The sequence below is a fragment of the Neobacillus sp. NPDC097160 genome, from assembly GCF_044762155.1.
Taxonomy (GTDB): Bacteria; Bacillota; Bacilli; order Bacillales; family Cytobacillaceae; genus Neobacillus.
The window spans coordinates 15,246-38,882 of sequence record NZ_JBIWDU010000001.1; the positions used below are offsets into that span (position 1 = coordinate 15,246).

Consider the following 23,637-nt stretch of genomic DNA (forward strand, 5'->3'; position numbering starts at 1 on the left):
TGGCAACTACCTGTGGCAACTTTTTTTCAAAATTCTCCCGTTTAAAGCTAATTTTTATGCATCGATGAGACGAATCAATCGCATCATGATTGAGGAAGCAAAAAAAATCGAAACATTAATCAAGGATAAAGGGTATAGTGTCGATTACGTTGGCATGAACCGAGGGCTCGATGAAATATTTGTCATCCTTCCCGATACAGAAAAACGTGTTGATGAAGTTCGAACTATCATTCAAGCCTATCAAAAAGGAAAGTATAATGAATTTTCTTTGGATATTCGAACTGTGAACCTCATTAATTTGGATCAGGAAACAAAACTCAAAAAAGATCTTTATGTGATTTTCGAAGGGTTAGTGGCTAAGAAAGAGGCGTACAAAGTCAATTCTTTCACCTACTCTACAACTGATCAGCTTGTGATTACCATCGGAACATCCCTAGAGAAAAAGGATCAGAAGATAGAAGAGCAAATTCGCAAGGAAGTATCAGCGCAACTAGACAAAGATTATAAACAACCATACACCATTAACATGGTTGGATTAGAGGAACTGAAAGCAATAGGGGAATAAGGGGGAGACCAAAGGGACGGTTCTGCTTGCCTTTTTCACAACCAAAAAGACAATGAGAACCGTCCCCGTGGAACTCTCATATAATACCAATTATCGCTCTAAAACAAAGCAAAAAGAGTAAATAAGCTGTGACGCTGAAAACAAAAATTAAAACGATTGGCAGGAAATAGGTGATGGCTGCCATAACACATATAATCAGAATTACCAAAAAAGTCGATGGTAAGCAGGTTAAGGACAGGAGGAAGGAATTCTTCCATAATGTTGGTATCGAGAGATTATAATGAACCATTAATGTGACCATGTAAATGGACATAAGGAAAAGCAAAATACCTATGGATATTAAAATAGATAAAATAACCGTTCGAAACACACTGTTAAAATTGTCCAAAATACTAAGATTGGCAAATGCAATACCTAAGTAGAATAACCAAGCAAGCTCAAGAACCATGCTTTGCTTAAAATTTTCTTTAAATTTTTGAAAGAAAATTCGAAAAATTCTCGTTTCCTTTTTAGTCACCCATTCTCTAAAAACTCCGAACATAGCTGCTGTTGAAGGGAAAATAGTGAAGATTGGCAAACATGCTATAATCCAAAGTAGATTTAAAAAAAAGAGATTCGATATACGTTCAGTTATGGAAAAAAACTTCACGTATTGCACCTTCATAAATATCCTCACTTTCCCTAAAACCATTTAATTAGTTTGATAATATCGTTCAGTCACAAATTTTGCAAAATCCCCTCGAACAATTGTGGATGAATATTCGATTGGGACCATTTCAGTTGAATAAGTAAGGGACTCTGATTGGAAAGATGGGGTGTTCTCGGGAATCCCTAATAATTTACTAATCGGCAGTGTTGGGATTACAGGCTCGATCGATTCAATAGATTTTAAGAGCTTCAAACCATATTTCGTTTTGAGCAATTCAAATAAAGAGCCTGAACAATCATCATGAATTAAGTTAGGTGCTACTTTCCAAGGTACATAGGATGTGGAATGCTGATAAGGTTTTTGCCCGGCAAACCGCAAACGAACAAGCCTAAAGACAGGGTCGTTCGGTTGTATATCTAACGAATTTGCAAGAAATAAAGTCGCAGGTATTGTTTCGATACTTAACACTTCGGAATGAGCCTGCAGTCCTATACTCTTCATTTGCTCTGAAAAACTTTTAATCGTTAGAGTAAGAGTTTCTTGAATTTTTGGTTGTGCAACGAAGGTTCCTTTTCCTTGTAATTTGTAGATTCGTCCTTCTTGTTCAAGTTGTTGAAGTGCTAAACGAATGGTAGTCCGGCTAACCTCAAATTCCGAACAAAGAGCAGTCTCACTCGGCAGTTTCCCCCCAACTTGATAATATCCTTGATCGATCCGCTCAAGAATTTTTTCTTTAATAGAATAATACAATGCAGTTCCAGTTTTGTTTTTCATATATTTCACTCGTCCTTAAAATTAATCTCTATTGTAATCATGTTATAACAAGTTGATGAAAAAAGAAAGTTTAGATTTTTTTGATACATTTAATTAAGTGTCGGGAAACGTTGTCCTATAAGGGGTAAATTATATATTTATGATAAATTTAGAATATTAGTAAAATTAATGTTGACGTTCCTTTGTCTATGTACTAACATTGGATGTAGTAACAACATAACAAGTACTCCTTTGTTTTACCTCGAGAAAATTGCAGCTTAATAAATATTTTTGAATTTGAAACCGCTTTCCCTCTAAAAGTAATAAATATGAATATCTCCCTAAAATTTTGGACACACGATAAAACCATGTTCGTGTGTTCAGTTGTAATAACAACATAATGAGTTTAACGCGACGAAAGGAGAGACACATGGAAAAATACGATGTAATCGTTCAAGGCGTAGTGTCCACCGATGTGATATTTTCATCCATACCAAAAATGCCGAATCCAGGAGAGGAAGTTTATTGCGGTGCTTTTGAGTTCACATGCGGTGCTGCTTATACTACTGCCGTTGCTTTTGCAAGATTAGGCCTGAAAGTGGCGGTTATTTCCCCTATTGGGAGTGACGTGTTAAGTCAGTTTGTGCTAAAGAGCCTTGAATCTGAGGGTGTATCTACCAAACTTATGAAAAAATTAAATCAACCTCTCCGAACGCTGTCTGTTGCCATCAACTATGGTGGTGATCGTTCCTTTCTTTCTTATCAAGATGATGCGAAGGATTTCAATTTCGAAGACTATACGAACTCTATTATTGAGAAGGTCGATGCGTCCATCCTCCACTTGGGAGCTGGGCCACAGTCATTATCAACCATTCAATTAGCTAAAGAAAAAGGGATGAAAATATCGCTTGACATCGGATGGGATGAGCACTGGTTAAAGGATTCTAAATTAATAGAAATGATAAAGCTCAGTGACTTTTTTACACCCAATTTAAAAGAAGCTTGTTATATGACCAGCAATACTTCTGCGGAAGATGCACTAAATACCTTACAAAAGTGGTGTGAAGACACTTTGATCATCATCAAACTTGGGCCAAAAGGAGCTTTGGTGAGTATAAAAGGGGAAGAGGTTGTCGTACCTGGATACAAGAAAAATCCAATTGATACAACTGGAGCAGGCGATGTGTTTGCGGCAGGTGTATTAACCGGTCTTTTAAAAGGATTTGAAATAGAGAAAGCAGTTCGATTAGGGAATTTTTGTGGTGCTTGCTCCGTTGAAGGATTAGGAGGGGCAACTAAGAGTCCTTATTGGAACCAGGTAGAAGAAAAGTTTTTAAATACCAACAAACAAGACGAAACGGAGGAACTAGTATGAAGTTAACTGTTCTTGGAGGAGCTGGTATGCGAACTCCTCAATTAATCCAGGGGTTATTTAAACATCCTGACCTCCATTTAAGCGAAGTGACACTATTTGATAATGATGAGAATCGACTTTTGGTGATGGGGGAACTTTCAAAATACCTTGTCAAACTGCACCAAGCATCGTTTAAACTGACTTTTACTTCTGACATTAGAGAGGCTGTCAGAGGTGCTGAGTTTATCTATTCTGCTATTCGAGTAGGTCAAGAAGAATCCCGTGTCCTTGATGAACGCGTTTCTCTAAAACATGGAGTAATCGGTCAAGAAACAACTGGACCTGGCGGATTTGCCATGGCATTACGTACCATTCCAGTGATGATCGAGTATAGCAAAATCATTCATGAAGTTGCTCCGCAAGCATGGCTCTTGAATTTCACGAATCCGTCAGGGCTCCTTGCACAAGCTCTCAATACATATGGTCATCATGATAAAGTCATTGGTATTTGCGATGCACATGCGGGCATTAAAAATGCATTAGGGAAGTTTCTTGGTGTTCCTCATACAAGACTACAGGCTACATACTTTGGACTAAATCATTTAGGCTGGGTGCCTTCGGTGATTGTTAATGGTGAAAATAAACTTCCTGAAATTCTAGAAAACTATGAGTCTCTTTCACGTTCTTCTCATATCTTTAGCTTTTTTGATCCAGAACTAATCCGAAACATCGGGATGCTCCCTAATGAATATCTCTACTATTTTTATTATACAGATCAGGCTGTAAAAAATATTAACGAGTCAAATGAAACCCGCGGGGAACAAATTGTTAAACTAGGAAGACCTCTTTTAGATCGGTTGTATGAGCATGTGAAAGCAGGAAACATTGAACTGGCTTGGGCGGACTATAAGCAAACAATGGAAGAGAGAAATAACACATATATGTCACGTGAAACTTCTGGCAATGTTCATAATGTGTACGAGAAAGAAGAAAAAATTGAAATCACCTATGAAGAGGAAGGTTACGAAGGTCTCGCTTTAAATATTATCAAAAGCATTAAATACAACAAGCAGCAAGTATTGACATTGAACATACCAAATAACGGTACAATTGCTGGGCTTCATCATGATGATGTGGTGGAGGTTCCTTGTTTAGTGAACGAAAATGGTTATTTTCCATTAGCTGTTGGTGAAATTCCAGATGTTGCGATGTCATTAATGAAGCCTGTGAAAACATATGAAAGGTTAACGGTAGAGGCAGCAATTACCGGTGATTATGACACAGCATTAAAAGCATTAACGGTACATCCTCTAGTTCCATCTTATACCGTAGCAAAAGCAATATTGGATGAGTATTTAGAGGTCCACCAATCCTATCTCCCGCAATTTAATAGTGAACAACAGGAATTACCCAATTAAAAAGCTTCCCATCATTTAAGGAGGGATGCCGCTACTACATGGAAAAGGGTAGTACGATGGTTTGTATGTCACGTTAATTTGTTTAAAAAATATAAAATTATCAAAGGGGAGAAAAATGTGAAAAAATCAGTAAAAAGGTTTGGAATACTACTATTAGGTCTTATGCTAATCGTCATGTCAGCGTGCTCCAAGACAAGTTCACAATCCGAAACAGCCAACGGTGAAATTGTAATTAAGTTTCCTCATTATTATGTAGGAACAGATCCAAACGCCCAATGGTTTAAAAAGGTAGTAGATAAATTTAATACCAATCATAAAGGTAAAATTAAGGTTGTTACAGAAGAAATCGCAGGGGAGCAAAACTATGTAGACAAAATGAAGCTGCTTCTGCAGTCAGGTGATTTGCCTGATATTGGGATGTCGCCACTAGGACTACTGGATCTTGCCTACAAAGCAGGGAAAGCGGTTGACTTAACACCATACTTAGATGATGATGGGGAATTTAAAAGTCAGTTCGATCCCAAGTCTTTGGAAGTGAATACCTTCGATGGAAAAGTATATGGTTTTCCTACCTTTAGAGGAATGATGCAATACTACTATAATAAAGAACTATTTGAAAAAGCAGGCATTAAACAGCCAGCTCAAACATGGGATGAATTGTTCAGTCAATTTGACACATTAAAAGCAGCAGGAATCACGCCAGTATCAATGGATACAGCAGAGACAGGCTGGCTTACCTCTCTTTGGTTCAATGCCATGATCGGAAGTCACAGTCCAGAGGGATTGGAATTTATGAACACCTATTTTCCAAAAGACTTTAATAAACCATACATTGTTGATTCTCTAGAAAAAATTCAAACAATGTTTAAAAAATATACGACTAAAGATGCGGTCGGAGCCAAATATGATACTGCTGCTATGCACTTTTTAAATGGTGAGACAGCCATGATTGCAAACGGTCCATGGATGATAGGGGATTTTAGTGATACGAAAAAAGCAAAGAAAGGTTTGGATAAGCAAATTGGTGTTGCACTATTCCCTGAAAACACCTTATTTAACTCACCTGAAAAAGGATATTTTGTTTTATCGAAAGATAAGAAACATGCAGATGCTGCTGTAGAATTCTTGAAATTTCTTGTGAGTCCAGAGCATCAAAAGGAATTGTTAGTGCTGAAAGGAGAGCTTCCTGATTCTCCTAAAGTAGAAATCACGGACGATGTAAAACAAAAGTTTCCGATTTTAGCAGATTTCTTAAGTCAATCTGCAAATGCGAAAAATGAAATCTTGTATTACCAAAAGACATGGCATAACAACGTACAAAACGAAGTAAGTAACATCTATCCAGCCTTGGCAAATGGCCAACTTACGCCAAAAGAAGCTGCTCAAAAGTTAACAGAAGCAGCGCAAAAAAATTAATACACTAAATAGGCTTTTTCATGAATCGAAGGACGATTACGTCCTTCGATTCCACTTACATGATTACTAGGAGGTGCAGCATGAAACACAATCGAATTTGGTATGCTATTTTTCTAACACCCGCTGTTATCATCTTTCTTCTTGTGTTTGGATATCCGGTTATCAATGTGATCTTCACATCTTTTTTCGATTATAAAATAAATCAACCGATGAAATTTATCGGTTTTGATAACTACATAAGATTATTTTCAGATCAAGCTTTTCTGGTTGCGTTAAAAAACACGATTATCTGGGTAGTGCTGCAAGGTTCATTCCATGTGGCATTAGGTGTGTTGATTGCATTGGTTCTTTCACATAAACCATTTGGCTGGAAGTTCGTACGAACATCCTACATGATTCCAATCATCATATCCTCAGCCGCGAGAGCCATGTTGTTACTATATGTATTTAATCCTCAAATGGGTATGATCAATTCCATCTTAAAAATGATTGGTTTCGATGATTTTTCACTTAATTGGTATTTCGACCCTTTAACATCGTTTTGGACTGTAACAAGCGGCTGGTTATTCTTTTCAGCACTAATCACCATTATTGTTATGGCTGAGATTGCAACGATTCCCCAATCGCTTTATGAAGCAGCCAAAATTGACGGGGCAACAAAGTTTCAAACGGATCTGTTCGTTGTCTTGCCTTTATTACGAAATGTAATTGGAATCAGTGTTATTTTGGCGACAACAAGTATGTTAAAAGAATTCGAACTGATTTTTTTAACGACAAACGGAGGTCCTAATGATTCAAATTTAAATTTACCACTTTATTTATATAAAGAAGCCATGATGTTAAACAATTACGGGTATGCAAATGCGATTGGAACATTGTTGATTTTCTTAGGCTTGTTCATTATTCTTGTCACCACTCGAATATTTAAATTTGGACAATCGGAAGTCTAGGTGTGAAGGAGAGATGAAATTTGCGAGATAGCACCAAAGGAATTATATGGAAATCAGTGACTTGGATCTTTTTGGCGATCATAACATTTATCTCGATTCTGCCAATTTTTTGGGTTTTAATATCATCTTTTAAAACAACACAGGAAATAACTTCTACACCATTATCTCTTCCAACATCACTTAGTTTTGATGGCTATATAACGGCCATTAAGGTATCGCCAATTTTCCAATACTACGGGAACAGCATTGTGGTTTCTGTCGCATCAACTGTATTCAATTTAATTTTTATGGGGATGGCCGCTTATGTTTTTGCAAGGGTCAAATCAAAGGTCATTAATATATTGCTTGCAGTTATGAGTATCACATTGTTTATACCCATTACGTCTATGATGCAATCAATATACAGTGTGGTTGAGTTTATTGGACTTTATGATACAAAAACAGGATTGGTTTTGGTGTATACAGCCATTGGAATTCCCATTACCCTATTTGTTCTTCGAAGCTTTTTCCTTACGATTCCTAATGAGATTGAGGAATCGGCTTACATGGACGGTGCGAGTTTTCTTCGTACGTTTTACTCAATTGTGGTGCCAATCGCAAGACCTGGGTTCGCAACAGCAGCGATTATTCAATTTATCAATTGTTGGAACGAATTTTTGTTTGCCTTAACCCTTACCTCAAGCAACGAAAATAGAACTGTTCCATTGGTGTTAAATTATTTCACCTCTATGTTCAGTTACGATTATACTGCGTTATTTGCAGCGCTGACGATGATTACGATCCCGAGCATATTGATGTTTGTTCTGCTTCAAGAGCAAGTGGTTAGCGGATTAAGTTCCGGATCAGTCAAAGGGTAATGTCGTTTATCTTTCAAAATCTAAAATGCTTGAAAACTAGTGATTTTTAAAAATTTCATGAAAAGGAGAATACAAATGAACAGGGTTACGGTCGGAATTATCGGAGCTGGACGAATTGGGAAATTACATGTTGATCATTTGCGGTTGATTCCTCAAATAAAGATTAAAGCAGTGTCAGATATAGAGGTCAGACATTTACAGGAATGGGCTGAGAGTAGAGGAATTCCTGTTTTAACAACAAATTATCAAGATTTGCTGGCGGATTCTGAAATAGATGCTGTCTTTATTTGTTCACCAACGACTACACATGCACGAATCATTAAAGAAGCAGCTCTTGCTAAGAAAAATATTTTCTGTGAAAAGCCGGTTAGTTTCTCAGTGGAAGAAACAATGGATGCGTTAAAAGTGGTGGAAGAAAATGGCGTTCAGTTACAGGTGGGCTTTAATCGTCGTTTTGATCGTAATTTTAAGAGAGTACATGATCTTGTTCAAAATGGACAAATTGGAAAACCGCATATTTTAAAAATTACTTCAAGAGATCCCGAGCCGCCTTCCTTGGAATATGTACGGACATCAGGTGGATTGTTTATGGATATGATGATTCACGATTTCGATTTGGCTCGGTATTTACTGAATAGTGAAGTAGTGGAAGTGTCTGCACATGGAACAAATCTACTTGATCCTGCTATCGGGGAGGCTGGTGATATAGATACCGCCATCGTTACATTGAAATTTGCGAATGGTGCACTTGGAGTGATAGACAACAGCCGTCAAGCTGTTTATGGATATGATCAGCGTGTTGAAGTATTTGGAACAAAAGGAACAGCAATGGCTGATAATTGCCGGCCCACGACAGTGGAAGTATCGACAAGAGAAGGCGTTTCCAAAGATAAACCCTTATATTTTTTCCTAGAACGTTATACGCAAGCTTATATCGAAGAGGTCACTCAATTTGCAAAGACTATTTCAGAAGGTCATGATGTGAGTTGCACTGGGATGGATGGTCTTCAAGCGGAGCGGATTGCAAAAGCTGCCAAGGAATCTTTACTAAAAGGCTGCCCTGTTAAGCTCGATCATTCAAACCAGGAAATTACTTTGAATTCATAATTAAATAAAAGGTAATTATCGTTATCCAATTGAAGGGAGATTGCTAGAAATGTTTAAAGAGAATCAAATAAAGCTTGGTATTGCTCCAATCGGCTGGACGAACGATGATATGCCAGAGCTTGGGGGTGAAAACACTTTTGAACAATGTATAAGTGAAATGGCTCTTGCCGGGTTTAGCGGAAGTGAAGTGGGAAATAAATATCCACGTGACATTGAACAGTTAAAAAAAGCCTTAGCCTTGCGTAACCTGCAAATTGCTAGTGCTTGGTTCAGTGCATTTTTAACCACTAAGCCACTTGAAGAAACGGCAGCCGATTTTATCATCCACCGTGATTTTCTTTATGAAATGGGTGCTAAGGTGATTGTGGTTTCTGAACAAGGCCATAGCATTCAAGGGTTAATGGACGTTCCTTTATTTACTAATAAACCAGTATTCTCAGAAGAGGAATGGACTAAGCTTGTAGATGGACTGCATTATCTAGGTGGTTTGGCTGCGGAAAAGGATATGAAAATTGTCTATCACCATCACATGGGTACAGGTGTACAAACAACAGAAGAAATTGACAAGTTAATGAAGTTAACAGACCCTAACCTTGTTTCGTTGTTATTTGATAGCGGTCATCTTGTCTTTTCTGGTGAAGATCCACTGACCATTCTTAAAAAATATTTACCTCGCATAAAGCACGTCCATCTGAAGGATATTCGCCAAGATGTTGTCGATCGAGTGAAAAGGAATGGCTTAAGCTTTTTACAGGCGGTAAAAGAGGGAGCCTTTACCGTTCCGGGGGATGGGGGAATTGACTTTAGTGAAATGTTCACAACAATTGCCAGCTCAGATTATCAAGGTTGGTTTGTTGTTGAGGCAGAGCAGGACCCTGTAAAGGCAAACCCTTTTGAATATGCACTAAAGGCCCGCCAATATATTAAGGAAAAGAGTGGTCTCTAATACTAGTTAATTCTATTTTCAATAAAAAAATTCAATAGGCGTTAGTGAAAAGGAAGGGTATATGGAAGAAGAACACAAATGGTTGTTAGAACCGAAAGTCAAAATCTGGCCGGAAAAGAACTTAGAGGGAACCTATTATTCAGTATTTTTTACGGTTTTTTTCTAAGATAATATTTCTGAATTTTTAGTAAAAATATCTAAAGAACTAACGCCGATTTTTTATTATAACTATACTGTAGAGGTTTTTATTAAGTAAAAATTGAAAGGAGAAAAAGGTATGAAGAAAAGGTTTTCAACTATTGCTAAAACATTAACTTTAACGATGATGTGCAGTCTTTTTCCATTAGGTTCTAGTTTGGCAAAAACGGAAGAAAAACCGGTCGATTTAGATATGTTGTTCATCGGAGCTCATCCTGACGATGAAGCTGGCGGTTTGTCTACATACGGCCAGTGGATTGAACAATATAACTATAAGATGGGTGTAATGACCATTACCCGCGGAGAAGGCGGGGGAAATGCAGTCGGGACTGAAGAAGGTTCTGATTTAGGTATTTTAAGAGAAAAAGAGGAAAGAGATGCTGTATCAATTGCAGGAATCAATCATGTATTTAATTTAGATAAAGTTGATTTTTATTACAATGTTAGTGCGCCTTTAACTGAAAAAGTGTGGGACCATGATGTAACACTTGAGAAAGTTGTACGAACAATTCGAATGACAAAGCCAGAAATTCTCTTCACAATGAATCCATCACCAACACCAGGAAATCATGGTCATCATCAATATGCCGCGAGAATGGCAGTGGAAGCATTTTATGCTGCTGCAGATCCTACTAAGTTTCCAGAGCAAATTTCAAAAGAAGGTTTGAAAACTTGGAGTGCAAAGAAAATCGTCTATCGCGGGGCCAGCGGTTCAGGAGTTAACATCGGGGGAAAATGTGAAACCACTTTCGTTCCATCTGAACCAACTGATAAGGTGTACAGCATTTGGAGCGGAAGAAAATCAGAAAAGCAAAACAAGACATGGGCACAACTGGAACGTGATGCCCAAAAACTTTATGAGTCTCAAGGCTGGAAGGTATTTGATGATGTCCCGAATGATCCAAATCAATTAGGCTGTGATCGTTTTACCGAGTTTGATAGCCGTGTACCAATTACAAAGGATAACCAACAATCGACTTCATTACTTGAAGGTGCTCTTCTAACAACTGAAAAAGGTCTTCCTCTTGGAACAGAAATATCTGTTACAACTTCAAATTACAAAATTGTTCCTGGGGAAACGTTTAAGGTTAATATTGAAGTAACCAACAACAGTGAAAAGATTTTAAAAGATGCAAATCTAAAACTGGAATTACCTGGTGGGTTGGAAGCAGAGACGAATGGTCAAGTGTCTATTAAGCAGCTTAAAATGGGTGAAACCCAAAAGTTTAGTTTTACTGTAAAAGCTTCAACAACGATGGAAACGAAAAGATATCGTCTTAACGCCACATTAGCTGTTGGGGAAAAACAAGGCTTTTCAAGCAGAGTAATTGAAGGGGTATCAGCTTTAGAAGCGAAACTCCAGCCATTACCTCATGTAAAGCAGTTCCAGGAATGGGCGGAGAAAAACCGCGTCCAGCATTTAGAGAATTTAATTAAACCTGTATTTTCAATTGGTTTGGGTGAATCGAAGGATGTTCAAGTGAATGTAACAAATAACAGCAGCAGTGTTCAAAGTGGTGAAGTATCCATTCAGCTGCCGGAGGGATTCCAAACACTTCAACCTTCCATAACCATTGATTCTCTGAATCCAGACGAAACAAAAGCCATACAGTTTTCGGTTCAGAATACAAATACCTCATTAAAGACTTCTAATGAGGGAGGTACAAATGGTGATTACGACTTTACAATTACGACTAAAACCACTGATAAATCTGTGGTTCAAAAGGCAGCTATTAATTTAGTTCCTGTCACTGATATACAGCAAGCGGCAACGGAGCCAACGATTGATGGTGAGGAACACGAAGGTGAATATCCTGATCATGATATTGATTTAAGTCGGTTATGGGAAGGATCAGTACCAACCTCTTCTATGGACGCGTCCGGTCATGCCAAAGTGAGTTGGTACAAAGATGCATTATATTTCTACGTTAACGTTCAAGATGATCTGTTAGGTACTGTCTTAGATAAGGACGATGCAAAACGTCACTGGAGAACGGATTCTGTAGAAATTACCATCGACCCGCAAGGAAATTCAGAAAATACGTCTTCAACCTTTAAAGTCGGTGTTTTCCCAACAACGACTGAACATAAGCCTGCGGCCTACCGCGATGCTGATAACTATCAGGGTCCAATCGAACTGACTGCTCCAGGAATGGAAATCGCATCAAAAATTAACGAAGAGAATTATAATGGGTATACGATGGAAGTGAAGATTCCTTTCTCTGTATTACCTGCAGCAGTTGACCCTGAAAAGTTTGCCTTTAATATTTTCGTCTATGATTCAGATACCAAGGACAAAACAGGGCAAACCCGCCTCGGTTGGTCAACATGGGGTGGTGTCCAAGGAGATCCGTATCGCTGGGGCCATGGAAAGTTAAAAGACTACCACCCGGATGTGAACTTGCCGCAACAACCGAAAGAACCTATTATTCCAATGGATGTTGCGAAAAGTGTTTTATCACCACAATCTATCTTACAGTCCTCTCTGAATGGAGTTCCACTAGCCAGCGGAGTGGCACTTGAGAAAGATAGTCTAATGATGGTCGGAAAACCAAAAGTGAGTCAAAAGACTGTCAATGTGAAGCTCAAAGCTAAAATACCTGGGACCGCAAACGTGTTTCTGTGGTCAAATAAACAAATTTTAGACAAGAAATCAATCGATTTTGAATCTAATAAGCAAGCTGAAGTGGTATTGCAATATCCTACTGACAAATTAACAGAAACTACCTATGTGCTTGTTTCTTATGAAACAAAAGATGGCAAAACAATGAGTTTATCTTATCCGATAGGAAATTAATTTATCACAAATTCCCTTGGCCGATTATTTATAGCCAGGGGGATTTTTCTATATCAGGGTGACCATGGGGACGGTTCTGCTGGCTTTTTTCCGCAATGAAAAAGACCATGAGAACCGTCCCCGCGGTTTTTCATCGTAGAATCCAGGTGCCTATTCACAGCCCAAACAGTAAAAACCAGCTTGGATGACTCCAAGCTGGTTTCGTCTTTTGGATAATTTCTTACTTATTCAGATGGCATTTCGTTGAAGAATACTACATCTTCAATTGGAAGACGGGTAGTCGGATGTCCTGGTTTTGCTGCTTTTCCCATCGCAATGAGCATTACAGGCACATATCTTTCGGCAATTCCGAAAGCTTCAACAAATCTTGCTTTATCGTACCCTCCCATTGGAACTGTATCATACCCTTTGGAACGGGCGACAAGCATGAGCTGCATGGAAATTAGTCCGCCATCCGTATAGACGATTTGGCGAGCTGTTTCAGGCGGCAAGCTTGAGTACGTTCCGGTCGTACGCTCGATGAATGATGTAGCCGTATCCTCCGGCATAAAGCCTGCTTCCACGGCCTGTCCATAAATTTTTTCAGCTTTCTTATAGCTTTCTACGTCACCTAGCACAGCAATAACAGCAGAAGCTTCCACTACCTGTTGTTGGTTAAATGCGATGGGTAGAAGCTTTTCTTTCAACTCTGGCGTATCAATGACTAAAAATCGCCATGGCTGAAGGTTTGAAGACGATGGAGCCAATGTTGCCAGCTCCAGTATTTCGGTCATTTCTTCGCGAGAGATGTGCACCGTTGGATCATATGCCCGAACAGAACGACGTTCCCGAACCACATCGATGAACGATTGCTGTTCGATTTTTTCAAGCGTTTGTAAGTTTGTCATCATGATGCCTCCTAGTAATCAATTAATCGTTTCTATTAAGAAATTCATTTATGGCAAGGGTTACGAACTCTTTGTGTTTAAAATTTCATCTACTACTATTGTTCGCATGATACAAATTTACATTACTTATTTTACATCGTATTGTCAAAAATTATGATTCTTACTACTAGGATGGTATAAGGGATTAGGATACTTGCCATAGAATTCAATTGAATATAAGGGATTCTTGTTTCTTTAAAATAATAACTCCATGTGGACTGGATGGAAGCAACAAACGATTCCTCATTTTGGTTTAGGGGATCTGGAATGTTACAGCTATTAGAATTTGAACAAAATAGAAGCTGGCGAAAAACAAGATGTTTTTCGCCAGCTCTTTACTTTTTAGACAACCCCTATTTTACAATCCTTTTTTCACTTTCATTATAAAAGGACTACCTTATTTACTATGACCCGCTGGAGTCCGCACCTTGATTGAATCAGTCAAGGTAATGTTGTTAGAAGAGTTGCCAACGTACACTTTGTACTCGCCATCTATAGTTTTCCATGCATCAGCACTGGAATCCCAGATGGACAGTGGGTGATTGCTTGCTGCTGGGTCAATGGTAATAGTCACACGTTTCTTTTCACCTGGTTTCAGCCAGACTTTTTCAAATCCAACAAGCCGTTTAGGCGGTTCGTTGGCAACTTCAGGCAGACCTAAGTAAACTTGCGGTACTTCCGCACCTGCTGCTTTTCCGGTATTTGCTACAAAGAAGGATACCTGAATTTTCTTAGTCCCGTCCGTTGTCTTCGGCGTAACAACTAGTTTAGAGATGTCAAAGTTGGTATAAGACAAACCATGACCAAACGCAAAAAGAGGCTTGATTCCTTGTGCATCGTACCAGCGGTAACCCATTTCCAAACCTTCAGAATAGTACACTTGCGGGATCTCTTTGCCCGTGCTGTCAAGTACACCTTGATTAACGCCTGGATAGCGATCTTCCGTACTGGTTGGTGTGTCCGCTTTGGAAACCGGATAGGTCACTGGAAGCTTTCCGGATGGGTTGGCGAGCCCAAATAACAAGTTAGCGACAACATTGCCGTCCTCCTGACCTGGATTCCATGCTTCTAAGATAGATGGGACTTCATTAACCCATGGCATAAGTACAGGATCACCATCTTTAAGAACTAAAGCCGTTTTCTTGTTCGCTTCTGTCACAGCTGAAATCATTTCATCCTGGTTGTCAGGCAATGACAAGCTAGGGCGGTCACGGCCCTCGCTGGTTACTACACCAGCCATGAGGATGACGATGTCCGCATTCTTAGCCGCAGCAACAGCTTCGTTAAGATTGCTATTGTCATTAGCCACTGTTACCTTGGTAATCGCTGCGCTAGAGCCTAGTTTATCTAAAGTATTTTGAAGTCCCTGTAGAGGTGAAACGGTATATAGCGGACTTACCCGCGAACTGCCGCCTCCTCCTGCAACCGCTGCGTCAACATAGGTTGACTTACCGATTAAGACAATAGAATGAACCGATGGGTTGAGCGGAAGCAGGTTACCCTCATTCTTCAGCAATACGGCTGTCTGTTCTGCAATTTCGCGCGCTTTCGAACCGTTCGTCTCAGCATCGATCGTCCCCCGTACAATCGGACGGTCGAAAATTCCATATTTGAACATTTGGACATATCGGCGACTGAGAGCTTGGTTAACGGTATCCATCGTTAAGCTGCCATCCGCAAGTGCGGCATTAATGTTGGCATTGTTGAAGAATCGGGCACTCTGCATTTCAAAATCCAATCCGGCGTTAAGCGCTGGGGCAGTCGAATGGGTAGCACCAAAGTCAGATTGAACGTACCCTTTGAATCCCCACTGATCGCGCAAAACGGTATTCAACAGATACTCGTTCTCACAGGCATAGGTTCCGCTTACCCGGTTGTAGGAACACATAATGGAACCAACGTTGCCATCCTTTACTGACATTTCAAATGGGAGCAGGTAAAGCTCGTGAAGAACTTTCTCATCGACATTAACGTTCACTGACATGCGGTTTTGCTCTTGATCATTGAGTGCGTAATGCTTTGACATGGCAATAATATCATTATCTTGGATACCCTGAATTTCTTTAGAAGATAAAACACCAGCAAGATAAGGGTCTTCACCCATGTATTCGAAATTGCGGCCATTCTCGCCTAAGCGTGCAAGATTCATGCCTGGTGCTTCGAGTTCGTGCAGCCCAAGCGTACGGGCCTCACCACCCATTAGGTCACCGAAAGCGTAGGCAAGACTGGGGTCAAAACTGGCTGCCAGTCCAATTGCAACAGGTAATGCAGTCGCCTTATCCTGCGGGCTGCAGTCACCGCCGCCTAGACCTACAGGACCATTGGTAATTCTAAACGTTGGGATCCCGAGTTCAGGGATTCCAGGAACGTGCCTGCCTGGGCTTCCGCATTCAGGCAGCTCCGGGATTGCTCCACTTTTCCCCGCAAGCTGTTGGATTTTCTGGTCAAGCGTCATTGCATTGATAAGTAGTCCGGTACGTTTTTCAGGCGAAAGCGACGTATCCATCCAAGGCAGCTGGGATGAAACAGCGGCCTGTTCAGCGTTCACCTGTGTTGGCTGTGCAGAAAATGCCCCGCCTGCAATAGCTGCGACAGCTACACTCGATACAAATGAAGACCACACAAGTTTCTTGAATTTTTTTCCTACTTTTAACACCTTACCAACCTCCCCAAATTGGAATAAAGATTTTACTTTTTACCCACTCTTCACCTCCGTACTAGTTTTCATGAAAGCGCTATCTAAAAGATGTCAATCTCATTATAATGAACCATCTCAAGATTACATTTGTGATATTTTTATAATTTTTTGTAAAAAATCTATCTGACTATTGAAAAAATTAAAAATGATTATTTGGTAATAGGAAATATTTCTTATTCTTAAATGGTTAAAAGAGGACAATCCATTTGGTTTAAATGAGGAAATCAAAATAATCATCTTTAATTGTATGGATAGTGGAAAAGAAGATGAAGTTCCAGAATACGTGGTTGAAGAGTTTCATTTTGACGACATGTTTTCAACCGCTTATTACATATTTTGTGACGCTTACGACATAAATCGGAACACTTATGACCTTTTTTCAAAACTTACGACATTTTGCTGGATATTAATTGGGAATCACCTAACTTGAATGGCTCTAAGTCGTACTTTCCTCCACTTACGACATAACTTTGTCCACTTACTACCGTCCCCGTCGAACTTCGCGGAACTCTTCTGCTAAACAGCATTGTATAACAAGGTACATTGTTATACAATGTTATTAGCAATATTTGGAGGAGATTTTATGGATAGGGAATTGCTGAAAGGGAGCATTGAGATTCTCTTGCTGTCTTTGTTAGTCGAGAGTGACTGTTATGGTTATGAAATGACCAAGAAGTTGCGCATTTTAAGCGAGGATGCCTACCACATGAATGAGGGTACTTTATATCCGGCCTTAAAACGGTTAGAAAATAAGGAATGTGTGACATCCTACTGGAGCCAGCAGCCTGATGGAACTAGACGGAAATATTATTCTATTACCGAAACGGGGCATAAACTGCTTTCGGAAAAGCTCAAGAACTGGAAGCAAATCAATGCGTTAATTGATCGAACGTTAGGAGGATTAGCATGAATGAACTGGAGCGATATCTACAACAGATCTTAGCTGACTTGCCTCAGGAAGAGAGGGAGGAAATGCACGAGGAGTTATATGCCCATCTTGTCGAGCATATGAACGACTTAATGATTAAGGGGTATTCTGAAGAAGAGGCTGTGCACCAGGTAATCCAATCCTTCGGAAATGAGCAAAGCTTAAATCAGGAACTGAAGAGGGCTATGTTTCCTTGGTTGAAGATTGTCCGTTTTGTCTGGAGCGTCATCTTTGTCACCGCGTTTTTATGCCTTGTCTCGTATTCTGCGATGGAATTTTATCATCCGGAATTTTCTAATACTATCCCGGCTGAAAGTGTGGTAGGAGGATTTTTTATCGTCGTGTTTATGGCTGGGGCAGCCGAAGCGATATATGAGGCGATTAACCAGCAGTTCAATACGAAGTGGCTTCGCAACCCGTGGCTGTTCTTTTTTGTACCATCTTTGCTCGTTGGAGCGATCCAGTCTCAATCATTGATAAACCACCCGGACCAATATCCGGATGGTCTATGGCTTGATTTGTTCGCTATCCCGATCGGGGCGTTTGCTTATCTAATTGCAAGACAGATTTTTACCTTGCTGTTCTGGAACAAGAATCAAACAAAGAACAAGCGAAGGACGTTGATTCGCTGAAAAATTCCGGTGCCTGATCAGGCACCGGATTGTGTCGGAGGACTATGGGACGGTTCCTATGGTCTCCACTACCCTCATTAAAAAGCCATGAGAACCGTCCCCGTGGTCCTCCCTCCAGGGCGCTTGCGCTTTTCCTTCCAGGCTGTCAATCACCAAACATTTTTATTGCTATTGGTTTCCTTTGTTCAAACTTATAAATATAGGTAAATCCACATTCCCTCGCTATGTTATAGGCCTCTATCAGATTGGCTCCAACGGTTTCGGCTTTGTGCGAGTCTGATCCGATGGTTAAAATCTCTCCGCCCAACTCCTTGTATAGTTGAATAATATTCATGGATGGCAGTGTCTGTTTCAAGCCAGATCTGAGACCTGAAGTATTGATTTCAATCCCAATATTCCGTTCGATGGCCTTTTTTAAAATTTGGTGTATAATTTCCTGATAGTCTTCAAATTGATAGATTCCATACTCTTTATAGCCATAGCGCTTCATTAAATCTAAATGGGCGATCACATCTATGTCGGCTGCTGACACCATTTTATACAATTCTTCAAAATAAAGCTGGTAGGCTTGTTGATTATGTTCTTTGAGTACAATTCGGAGCTTTTGGTTGTTTATATTATGGACGGAGCCTAAAATGAAATCTAGATTTAGGTGTTTAAGAGTTTGGTCATATTTATCCGTTAAAAGATGGGGCTCACAAAGTTCTATCCCGGCTTTTACTGTTAATTGGCCGCGAAATTTCTCCTGACAATACCGAAGCTCACTAAAATATTTATTAAAATCCATGTGACCATAGGTTGGTGCAAGCGGATTAACCGAGAAATGCTCAGTAAAGCAAATCTCTTTAATATTATTTTCTATTGCTTTCAAACATACTTCTTCCATCATGGCAGTGGAGTCAAATGAATTGTTTGTATGATGATGATAGTCCATTAAGTACACAATATTTCCTCCTAAGAGATTCTGATACTATCTATCTTTCATTAAAATTAGGTGTTTGGCAACTATGAAGGTTCTTATGAAGACCATGGGAAGCCCATGGGGACGGTTCTTGTGGCCCACACAGACCTCAATAAAAGCCATGAGAACCGTCCCTGTGGTTCTCAAGAAGGAATTTTCGGAATTTTCCCGATAATAAATTGACAATGGAATTATTATGTGAGAATATCGATTTATGAATCCGCTTTCAATGATTGACATGTGAATAGTTACGGATGATTGTATTGGGAGAGAGTGACTAGTATCGCCGCCGAAGGAGCAAATTCCATAAAATCCTTGGAATAAATCTCTCAGGTAAAAGGAACCAATACATGACGTAGCTCTGGAGAGTGCATATTTCGTTATATGCCACCAAAGGGGACCTGCAATTTTTGTGGGAGAAACTTTCAGGTAAAAGGACAGAGAGGGTAGAAACATACCCTTCTTCTGTTCTTTTTTTGTTTGTGAAATCCTGCCATTAACCGATCAGCGAAATGGAACATTTTCTGTGAAAAGGAGGAAATAAAAAAACTACTCATTGTAGGAAACCATTTCTTTAGATTTTTCTACTTAGGCTGATAAGTTTGACAAAGAAGATTAAGTTTAATCGCACTAAATTCTAAAGTGGTTTGACAGAATTTATATCAAACTTTTAATTTGTAATGGTTAGAACAATGTCACAAATCCTAAAAAGGAAAAGAGGGGTAAACACATGCAGGAACAAAAATTAGCAAGAGGCCTAAAAAACAGGCACGTACAATTAATTGCCATTGGCGGGGCAATCGGGACTGGATTATTCCTTGGGGCAGGAAAATCAATCCATCTAGCGGGGCCATCCATTTTATTTGCTTATCTGATTACAGGTATCATTTGTTTTTTAATTATGCGCTCACTAGGAGAACTGCTTTTAAGTAATTTAAACTATCATTCTTTTGTTGACTTCGTACAAGACTATTTTGGTAATATGGCAGCCTTTATCACCGGATGGACCTATTGGTTTTGCTGGATTACGATTGCAATGGCGGACTTGACAGCAGTTGGAATTTATACGCAGTTTTGGTTTCCGAGTGTACCACAGTGGATGCCTGGATTAATAGCAGTTGTTATATTGTTGATGATGAACCTTGCAACCGTAAAACTTTTTGGCGAAATGGAATTTTGGTTTGCATTGATTAAAGTTATTGCGATTGTATCTTTAATTGTGATCGGCATCTTTATGATTATTAAGGGTTTTTCCACAAATTCAGGACCATCCAGTTTCACGAATTTATGGAGCCACGATGGGATGTTCCCGAATGGCATGAATGGATTTATCCTCGCATTCCAAATGGTCGTGTTTGCGTTTGTGGGAATTGAACTTGTCGGCCTCACTGCCGGGGAAACAGAAGACCCGGAAAAGGTTATTCCTAAAGCAATCAATAATATCCCGATTCGGGTTCTCATTTTCTACATCGGCGCACTTATTGTGATTATGAGCATTTATCCGTGGAACGCTATTAAACCGGCGGAAAGCCCATTTGTCCAAGTATTTGTCGCAGTTGGTATAGCGGCCGCGGCCGGTATTGTCAATTTTGTCGTCCTAACATCAGCAGCATCGGCATGTAACAGTGCGATCTTTAGTACAAGCCGGATGGTATACTCACTTGCAAAAAATCAAAGTGCACCTACATCATTTGCAAAACTCACTACACGTAAAGTACCTTCAAATGCTTTGTTCTTCTCAACAGTTGTTATACTTATTGGCGTTGCTTTGAACTACGTCATGCCGGAAGGAGTATTTACTCTGATCACGAGCGTTTCTACCGTTTGTTTTATCTTTATTTGGGGAATTACTGTCGCAGCCCATTTAAAATATCGAAAAACAAGACCGGAATTAGCTAAAGTGAACAAGTTTAAAATGCCGCTTTATCCATTTGCCAATTATTTGATCCTTGCTTTCCTTGCTTTCGTTCTTGTCGTGCTGACCCTTGCGGAAGATACTCGTGTTGCCTTGTTCGTTACACCTGTCTGGTTTATTTTGCTAATTGCCATTTATAAGGTACGGATGATGAAAGCCATTCAGGGAGATCAAGTGAATCAGGAAAAGATTAGCTGAAAATTAAGCGGCAACTCAACATCCATCCTTATAAAAAAATTAAAAAGAAAGCTATTAATAAAAACAGCGTGGAGGCCCTTCATTGATTGGGACCTTTACGCTTTTTATTTGCAGGCTTTTGGTTGTTTATATTATGGACGGAACCTAGAATGAAATCTAGATTTAGTTGTTTAAGTGTTTGGTCATATTTATCCGTTATAAATCGTTAACTACAATATAGGTTGCTTTTACGGGGCCATGTACGCCGACGACGAGATTTAGCTCAATATCAGCTGAGTTGCTTGGCCCGGTGATAAAGTTGATGCAGGAGGCCACGTGTCCTGTTTTTTGATAGACTTCGCGCATTTTCACTGCGGCCTGGGTCATTCTTGGAACGAGCGTGCTTTTTGGAATCAGCATAATGGATGCTTTCGGTAAAAAGCTGACGGTTCTTCCCTTATCTTTATCGCTAAAAAGGACGACTGTACCGGATTCGGCAAGCGTTATTTCGCTAATCGTGATGCCGACATTGGCGTTTTCTGCTTTATTAATATTCTCTTCCCCTAAGGTGTGGTCCCATTCAAACACATCGATCTGTTGGGACGGCCACTCTTTTTTCATTACGGAATCGAGCCCCCACTCAGAGAACCTTTCGTCCTTCCATGTGACAACCGGACCACCACCGCAGTTAGCGACCACATCATTAACCACAGCAGGAAGACCCTGCAAATCAGTTGTAAAAATGTCCGTATGGATTTTTTGGCAATGTTCCTCTAATACAGCTAAAAGCTCATCCTGTGTTGCATCCTTATATACCTCGTGCTGCGGCTGGTATTTCCAGTTTGGTTTTTGAATCTTCGAAGAAATTCGCGGCCGGCCTAGACGGCTGGCAATTTGATTTAAAAGTTTATCCCGATTTTGGATGGTGCCGTTCATGATTCTTTGTCTCCTTTTTCGCGATTAGTAAACCAATCTCTAAATCTCTCTTTATTTGGAGCCGGGAATTCTCGAATATCCGTCCATGCCTTAAGCGGCCCCGGCCCTTTGGAGATTTTGCCTCCTGACGTAAAGGGGTTCATGGCAGCAGGTGCGATTTTTGAACCAATCTTGTAAAGTGTCGGTGATGCGGCACCAAGCCCAAAGGCCTTCATTAATAATTTTTCTGAAACGGGTGCTTTTCCTTCTTTTTCAACAATGACTTCACGGTGTTTATGAAGCAGATTGTGTAACGGAATTTTCACTGGACATACTTCGGTACACGCACCGCAAAGGGTAGAGGCATATGGAAGCTCCTTGTATTCATCATATCCTCCAAGTAATGGCGAAAGAACGGCGCCGATTGGTCCTGGATAGATGGATCCGTAAGAGTGGCCGCCAATATGACGGTAGACAGGACAAACATTGATGCATGCCCCGCAGCGGATACATTGCAGAATCGATTGGAACTCGCTGCCGAGAATGTCTGATCGGCCATTATCGACAATGACAAGATGAAATTCTTCCGGGCCATCGGCATCCAATTCTTCGCGAGGACCAGTTAAAACCGTAATATAGCTCGTTAGCTTCTGCCCGACCGCACTGCGGGTTAACATACTTACGAGAACTTCCATTTCTTCGAAGGTAGGAACGATTCTTTCCATGCCCATGACAGTGATTTGGGTTTTTGGCAAAGCGGTAACCAAATCAGCATTCCCTTCGTTCGTCACTAAACTAAAGGAACCCGTTTCGGCAACGGCAAAGTTACAACCAGTAATCCCAATATCGGCTTTGAGAAATTTCTCTCGAAGGGTGACCCGGGCTTGGGAGGCAAGTTCTTCCGGTTTTGATGTGTTTGTATAGCCAAGTTTGTTCGCAAATACATCGCGGATTTGCTCTTTGTTTTTATGAAGCGCCGGTACCACAATATGTGATGGCGGGTCATGCTCATCGAGCTGGAGAATATATTCGCCAAGGTCAGTTTCGACCACCTCACAGCCTTCTTCTTCCAGCATCCCATTTAAACTGATTTCCTCGGTCACCATTGATTTTGCCTTCACGACTTTTTTGGCCTCTTTTTGCCGGATAATGCCTCTAATATATTCATTGGCATCTTCCTTCGTTTGCGCAAAAAAGACATGACCGCCAAGCTTGGCTATGTTGTCACTTAACTGCTCCAAATAATAATCGAGGTGCTCAAGCACGTGCTGGCGGATTTCCTCGCCATGATTGCGCCAGTCTTCCCAATTATCTAATTCGTCGGTTGTGACAATTTTTCGTTTAACCCCCATACCGTCTTGGGCCCCGGCGATAGCCCCACGCATAAATTGATCATGAATGCCCCGGTCGACACGATCCTTAAACTGTTCCGTGCTAATCTTCATTGCCATATGAATTTCCCCCCATCTATAAAA

At 40.1% G+C, this 23,637-nt stretch carries 19 protein-coding genes and 1 riboswitch; of the genes, 12 read left to right on the top strand and 7 right to left on the bottom strand.

The window, feature by feature from the left end; translation table 11 throughout:
• Positions 1-85 precede the first annotated feature (85 nt).
• A complete protein-coding gene (locus ACIQXV_RS00170) occupies positions 86-565 on the top strand; it encodes a hypothetical protein (RefSeq protein WP_402954239.1) in 480 nt (159 codons plus the stop codon).
• 76 nt (positions 566-641) lie between these two features.
• On the opposite strand, the gene ACIQXV_RS00175 is transcribed toward ACIQXV_RS00170, so the two are convergent.
• Both ACIQXV_RS00175 and ACIQXV_RS00180 read right to left on the bottom strand, forming a co-directional pair.
• Positions 642-1,256, bottom strand: a complete 615-nt coding sequence (locus ACIQXV_RS00175; protein WP_402954242.1) for a YesL family protein — start codon at positions 1,254-1,256, stop codon at positions 642-644.
• Positions 1,257-1,988, bottom strand: coding sequence for a GntR family transcriptional regulator (locus tag ACIQXV_RS00180; protein ID WP_402954245.1), 732 nt, complete (start codon positions 1,986-1,988; stop codon positions 1,257-1,259).
• Between the two features lie 409 nt (positions 1,989-2,397).
• On the opposite strand from ACIQXV_RS00180, the gene ACIQXV_RS00185 reads away from it, so the two are divergent.
• From ACIQXV_RS00185 to ACIQXV_RS00220, 8 genes are all read left to right on the top strand, one after another.
• Positions 2,398-3,342 carry a carbohydrate kinase family protein gene (locus ACIQXV_RS00185; RefSeq protein ID WP_402954248.1) on the top strand — a complete coding sequence of 315 codons (945 nt, stop codon included), beginning with the start codon at positions 2,398-2,400 and terminating at the stop codon, positions 3,340-3,342.
• Positions 3,339-4,739, top strand: a complete 1,401-nt coding sequence (locus tag ACIQXV_RS00190; RefSeq protein ID WP_402954251.1) for a family 4 glycosyl hydrolase — start codon at positions 3,339-3,341, stop codon at positions 4,737-4,739. Before ACIQXV_RS00185 ends, ACIQXV_RS00190 begins: the two co-directional genes overlap by 4 nt.
• A gap of 117 nt (positions 4,740-4,856) precedes the next feature.
• On the top strand, positions 4,857-6,155 hold the full coding sequence (locus ACIQXV_RS00195) for an ABC transporter substrate-binding protein (protein ID WP_402954254.1): 1,299 nt from the start codon (positions 4,857-4,859) through the stop codon (positions 6,153-6,155).
• Positions 6,156-6,235: 80 nt separating this feature from the next.
• Positions 6,236-7,105: a carbohydrate ABC transporter permease gene (locus ACIQXV_RS00200; protein WP_402954257.1), complete on the top strand. Its 870-nt coding sequence runs from the start codon at positions 6,236-6,238 to the stop codon at positions 7,103-7,105.
• Between the two features lie 20 nt (positions 7,106-7,125).
• Positions 7,126-7,962 carry a carbohydrate ABC transporter permease gene (locus ACIQXV_RS00205; protein ID WP_402954260.1) on the top strand — a complete coding sequence of 279 codons (837 nt, stop codon included), beginning with the start codon at positions 7,126-7,128 and terminating at the stop codon, positions 7,960-7,962.
• A 75-nt stretch (positions 7,963-8,037) separates the two neighbouring features.
• A complete protein-coding gene (gene iolG, locus ACIQXV_RS00210) occupies positions 8,038-9,069 on the top strand; it encodes an inositol 2-dehydrogenase (protein WP_402954263.1) in 1,032 nt (343 codons plus the stop codon).
• Between the two features lie 49 nt (positions 9,070-9,118).
• On the top strand, positions 9,119-10,015 hold the full coding sequence (iolE, locus tag ACIQXV_RS00215) for a myo-inosose-2 dehydratase (RefSeq protein WP_402954266.1): 897 nt from the start codon (positions 9,119-9,121) through the stop codon (positions 10,013-10,015).
• Positions 10,016-10,292: 277 nt separating this feature from the next.
• The gene (locus ACIQXV_RS00220; RefSeq protein WP_402954269.1) at positions 10,293-13,010 is read left to right on the top strand and encodes a sugar-binding protein; all 2,718 of its coding nucleotides are present in this window, start codon (positions 10,293-10,295) and stop codon (positions 13,008-13,010) included.
• A gap of 224 nt (positions 13,011-13,234) precedes the next feature.
• On the opposite strand, the gene ACIQXV_RS00225 is transcribed toward ACIQXV_RS00220, so the two are convergent.
• The gene (locus tag ACIQXV_RS00225) at positions 13,235-13,897 is read right to left on the bottom strand and encodes a nitroreductase family protein (protein WP_402955207.1); all 663 of its coding nucleotides are present in this window, start codon (positions 13,895-13,897) and stop codon (positions 13,235-13,237) included.
• A 436-nt stretch (positions 13,898-14,333) separates the two neighbouring features.
• A complete protein-coding gene (locus tag ACIQXV_RS00230) occupies positions 14,334-16,592 on the bottom strand; it encodes a beta-glucosidase family protein (protein WP_402954272.1) in 2,259 nt (752 codons plus the stop codon).
• Positions 16,593-17,217: 625 nt separating this feature from the next.
• On the opposite strand from ACIQXV_RS00230, the gene ACIQXV_RS00235 reads away from it, so the two are divergent.
• Together ACIQXV_RS00235 and ACIQXV_RS00240 are read left to right on the top strand one after the other, a co-directional pair.
• Positions 17,218-17,544: a PadR family transcriptional regulator gene (locus ACIQXV_RS00235; protein WP_402954275.1), complete on the top strand. Its 327-nt coding sequence runs from the start codon at positions 17,218-17,220 to the stop codon at positions 17,542-17,544.
• On the top strand, positions 17,541-18,194 hold the full coding sequence (locus ACIQXV_RS00240) for a permease prefix domain 1-containing protein (protein WP_402954278.1): 654 nt from the start codon (positions 17,541-17,543) through the stop codon (positions 18,192-18,194). Before ACIQXV_RS00235 ends, ACIQXV_RS00240 begins: the two co-directional genes overlap by 4 nt.
• Before the next feature lie 145 nt (positions 18,195-18,339).
• Here ACIQXV_RS00240 and ACIQXV_RS00245 read toward each other — a convergent pair whose 3' ends face one another.
• Positions 18,340-19,137 (bottom strand): histidinol-phosphatase HisJ family protein, encoded by a 798-nt coding sequence (locus tag ACIQXV_RS00245; RefSeq protein WP_402954281.1) that lies wholly within the window; start codon positions 19,135-19,137, stop codon positions 18,340-18,342.
• Positions 19,138-19,409: 272 nt separating this feature from the next.
• Positions 19,410-19,511: riboswitch (glycine riboswitch) on the top strand.
• Between the two features lie 374 nt (positions 19,512-19,885).
• Between ACIQXV_RS00245 and ACIQXV_RS00250 the strand changes: the two genes are divergently transcribed.
• On the top strand, positions 19,886-21,268 hold the full coding sequence (locus tag ACIQXV_RS00250) for an amino acid permease (RefSeq protein ID WP_402954284.1): 1,383 nt from the start codon (positions 19,886-19,888) through the stop codon (positions 21,266-21,268).
• A gap of 195 nt (positions 21,269-21,463) precedes the next feature.
• On the opposite strand, the gene ACIQXV_RS00255 is transcribed toward ACIQXV_RS00250, so the two are convergent.
• Positions 21,464-22,183: a LutC/YkgG family protein gene (locus ACIQXV_RS00255; RefSeq protein ID WP_402954287.1), complete on the bottom strand. Its 720-nt coding sequence runs from the start codon at positions 22,181-22,183 to the stop codon at positions 21,464-21,466.
• Positions 22,180-23,613, bottom strand: a complete 1,434-nt coding sequence (locus ACIQXV_RS00260) for a LutB/LldF family L-lactate oxidation iron-sulfur protein (protein WP_402954290.1) — start codon at positions 23,611-23,613, stop codon at positions 22,180-22,182. The genes ACIQXV_RS00255 and ACIQXV_RS00260 overlap by 4 nt, the downstream gene beginning before the upstream one ends.
• Positions 23,614-23,637 lie beyond the last annotated feature (24 nt).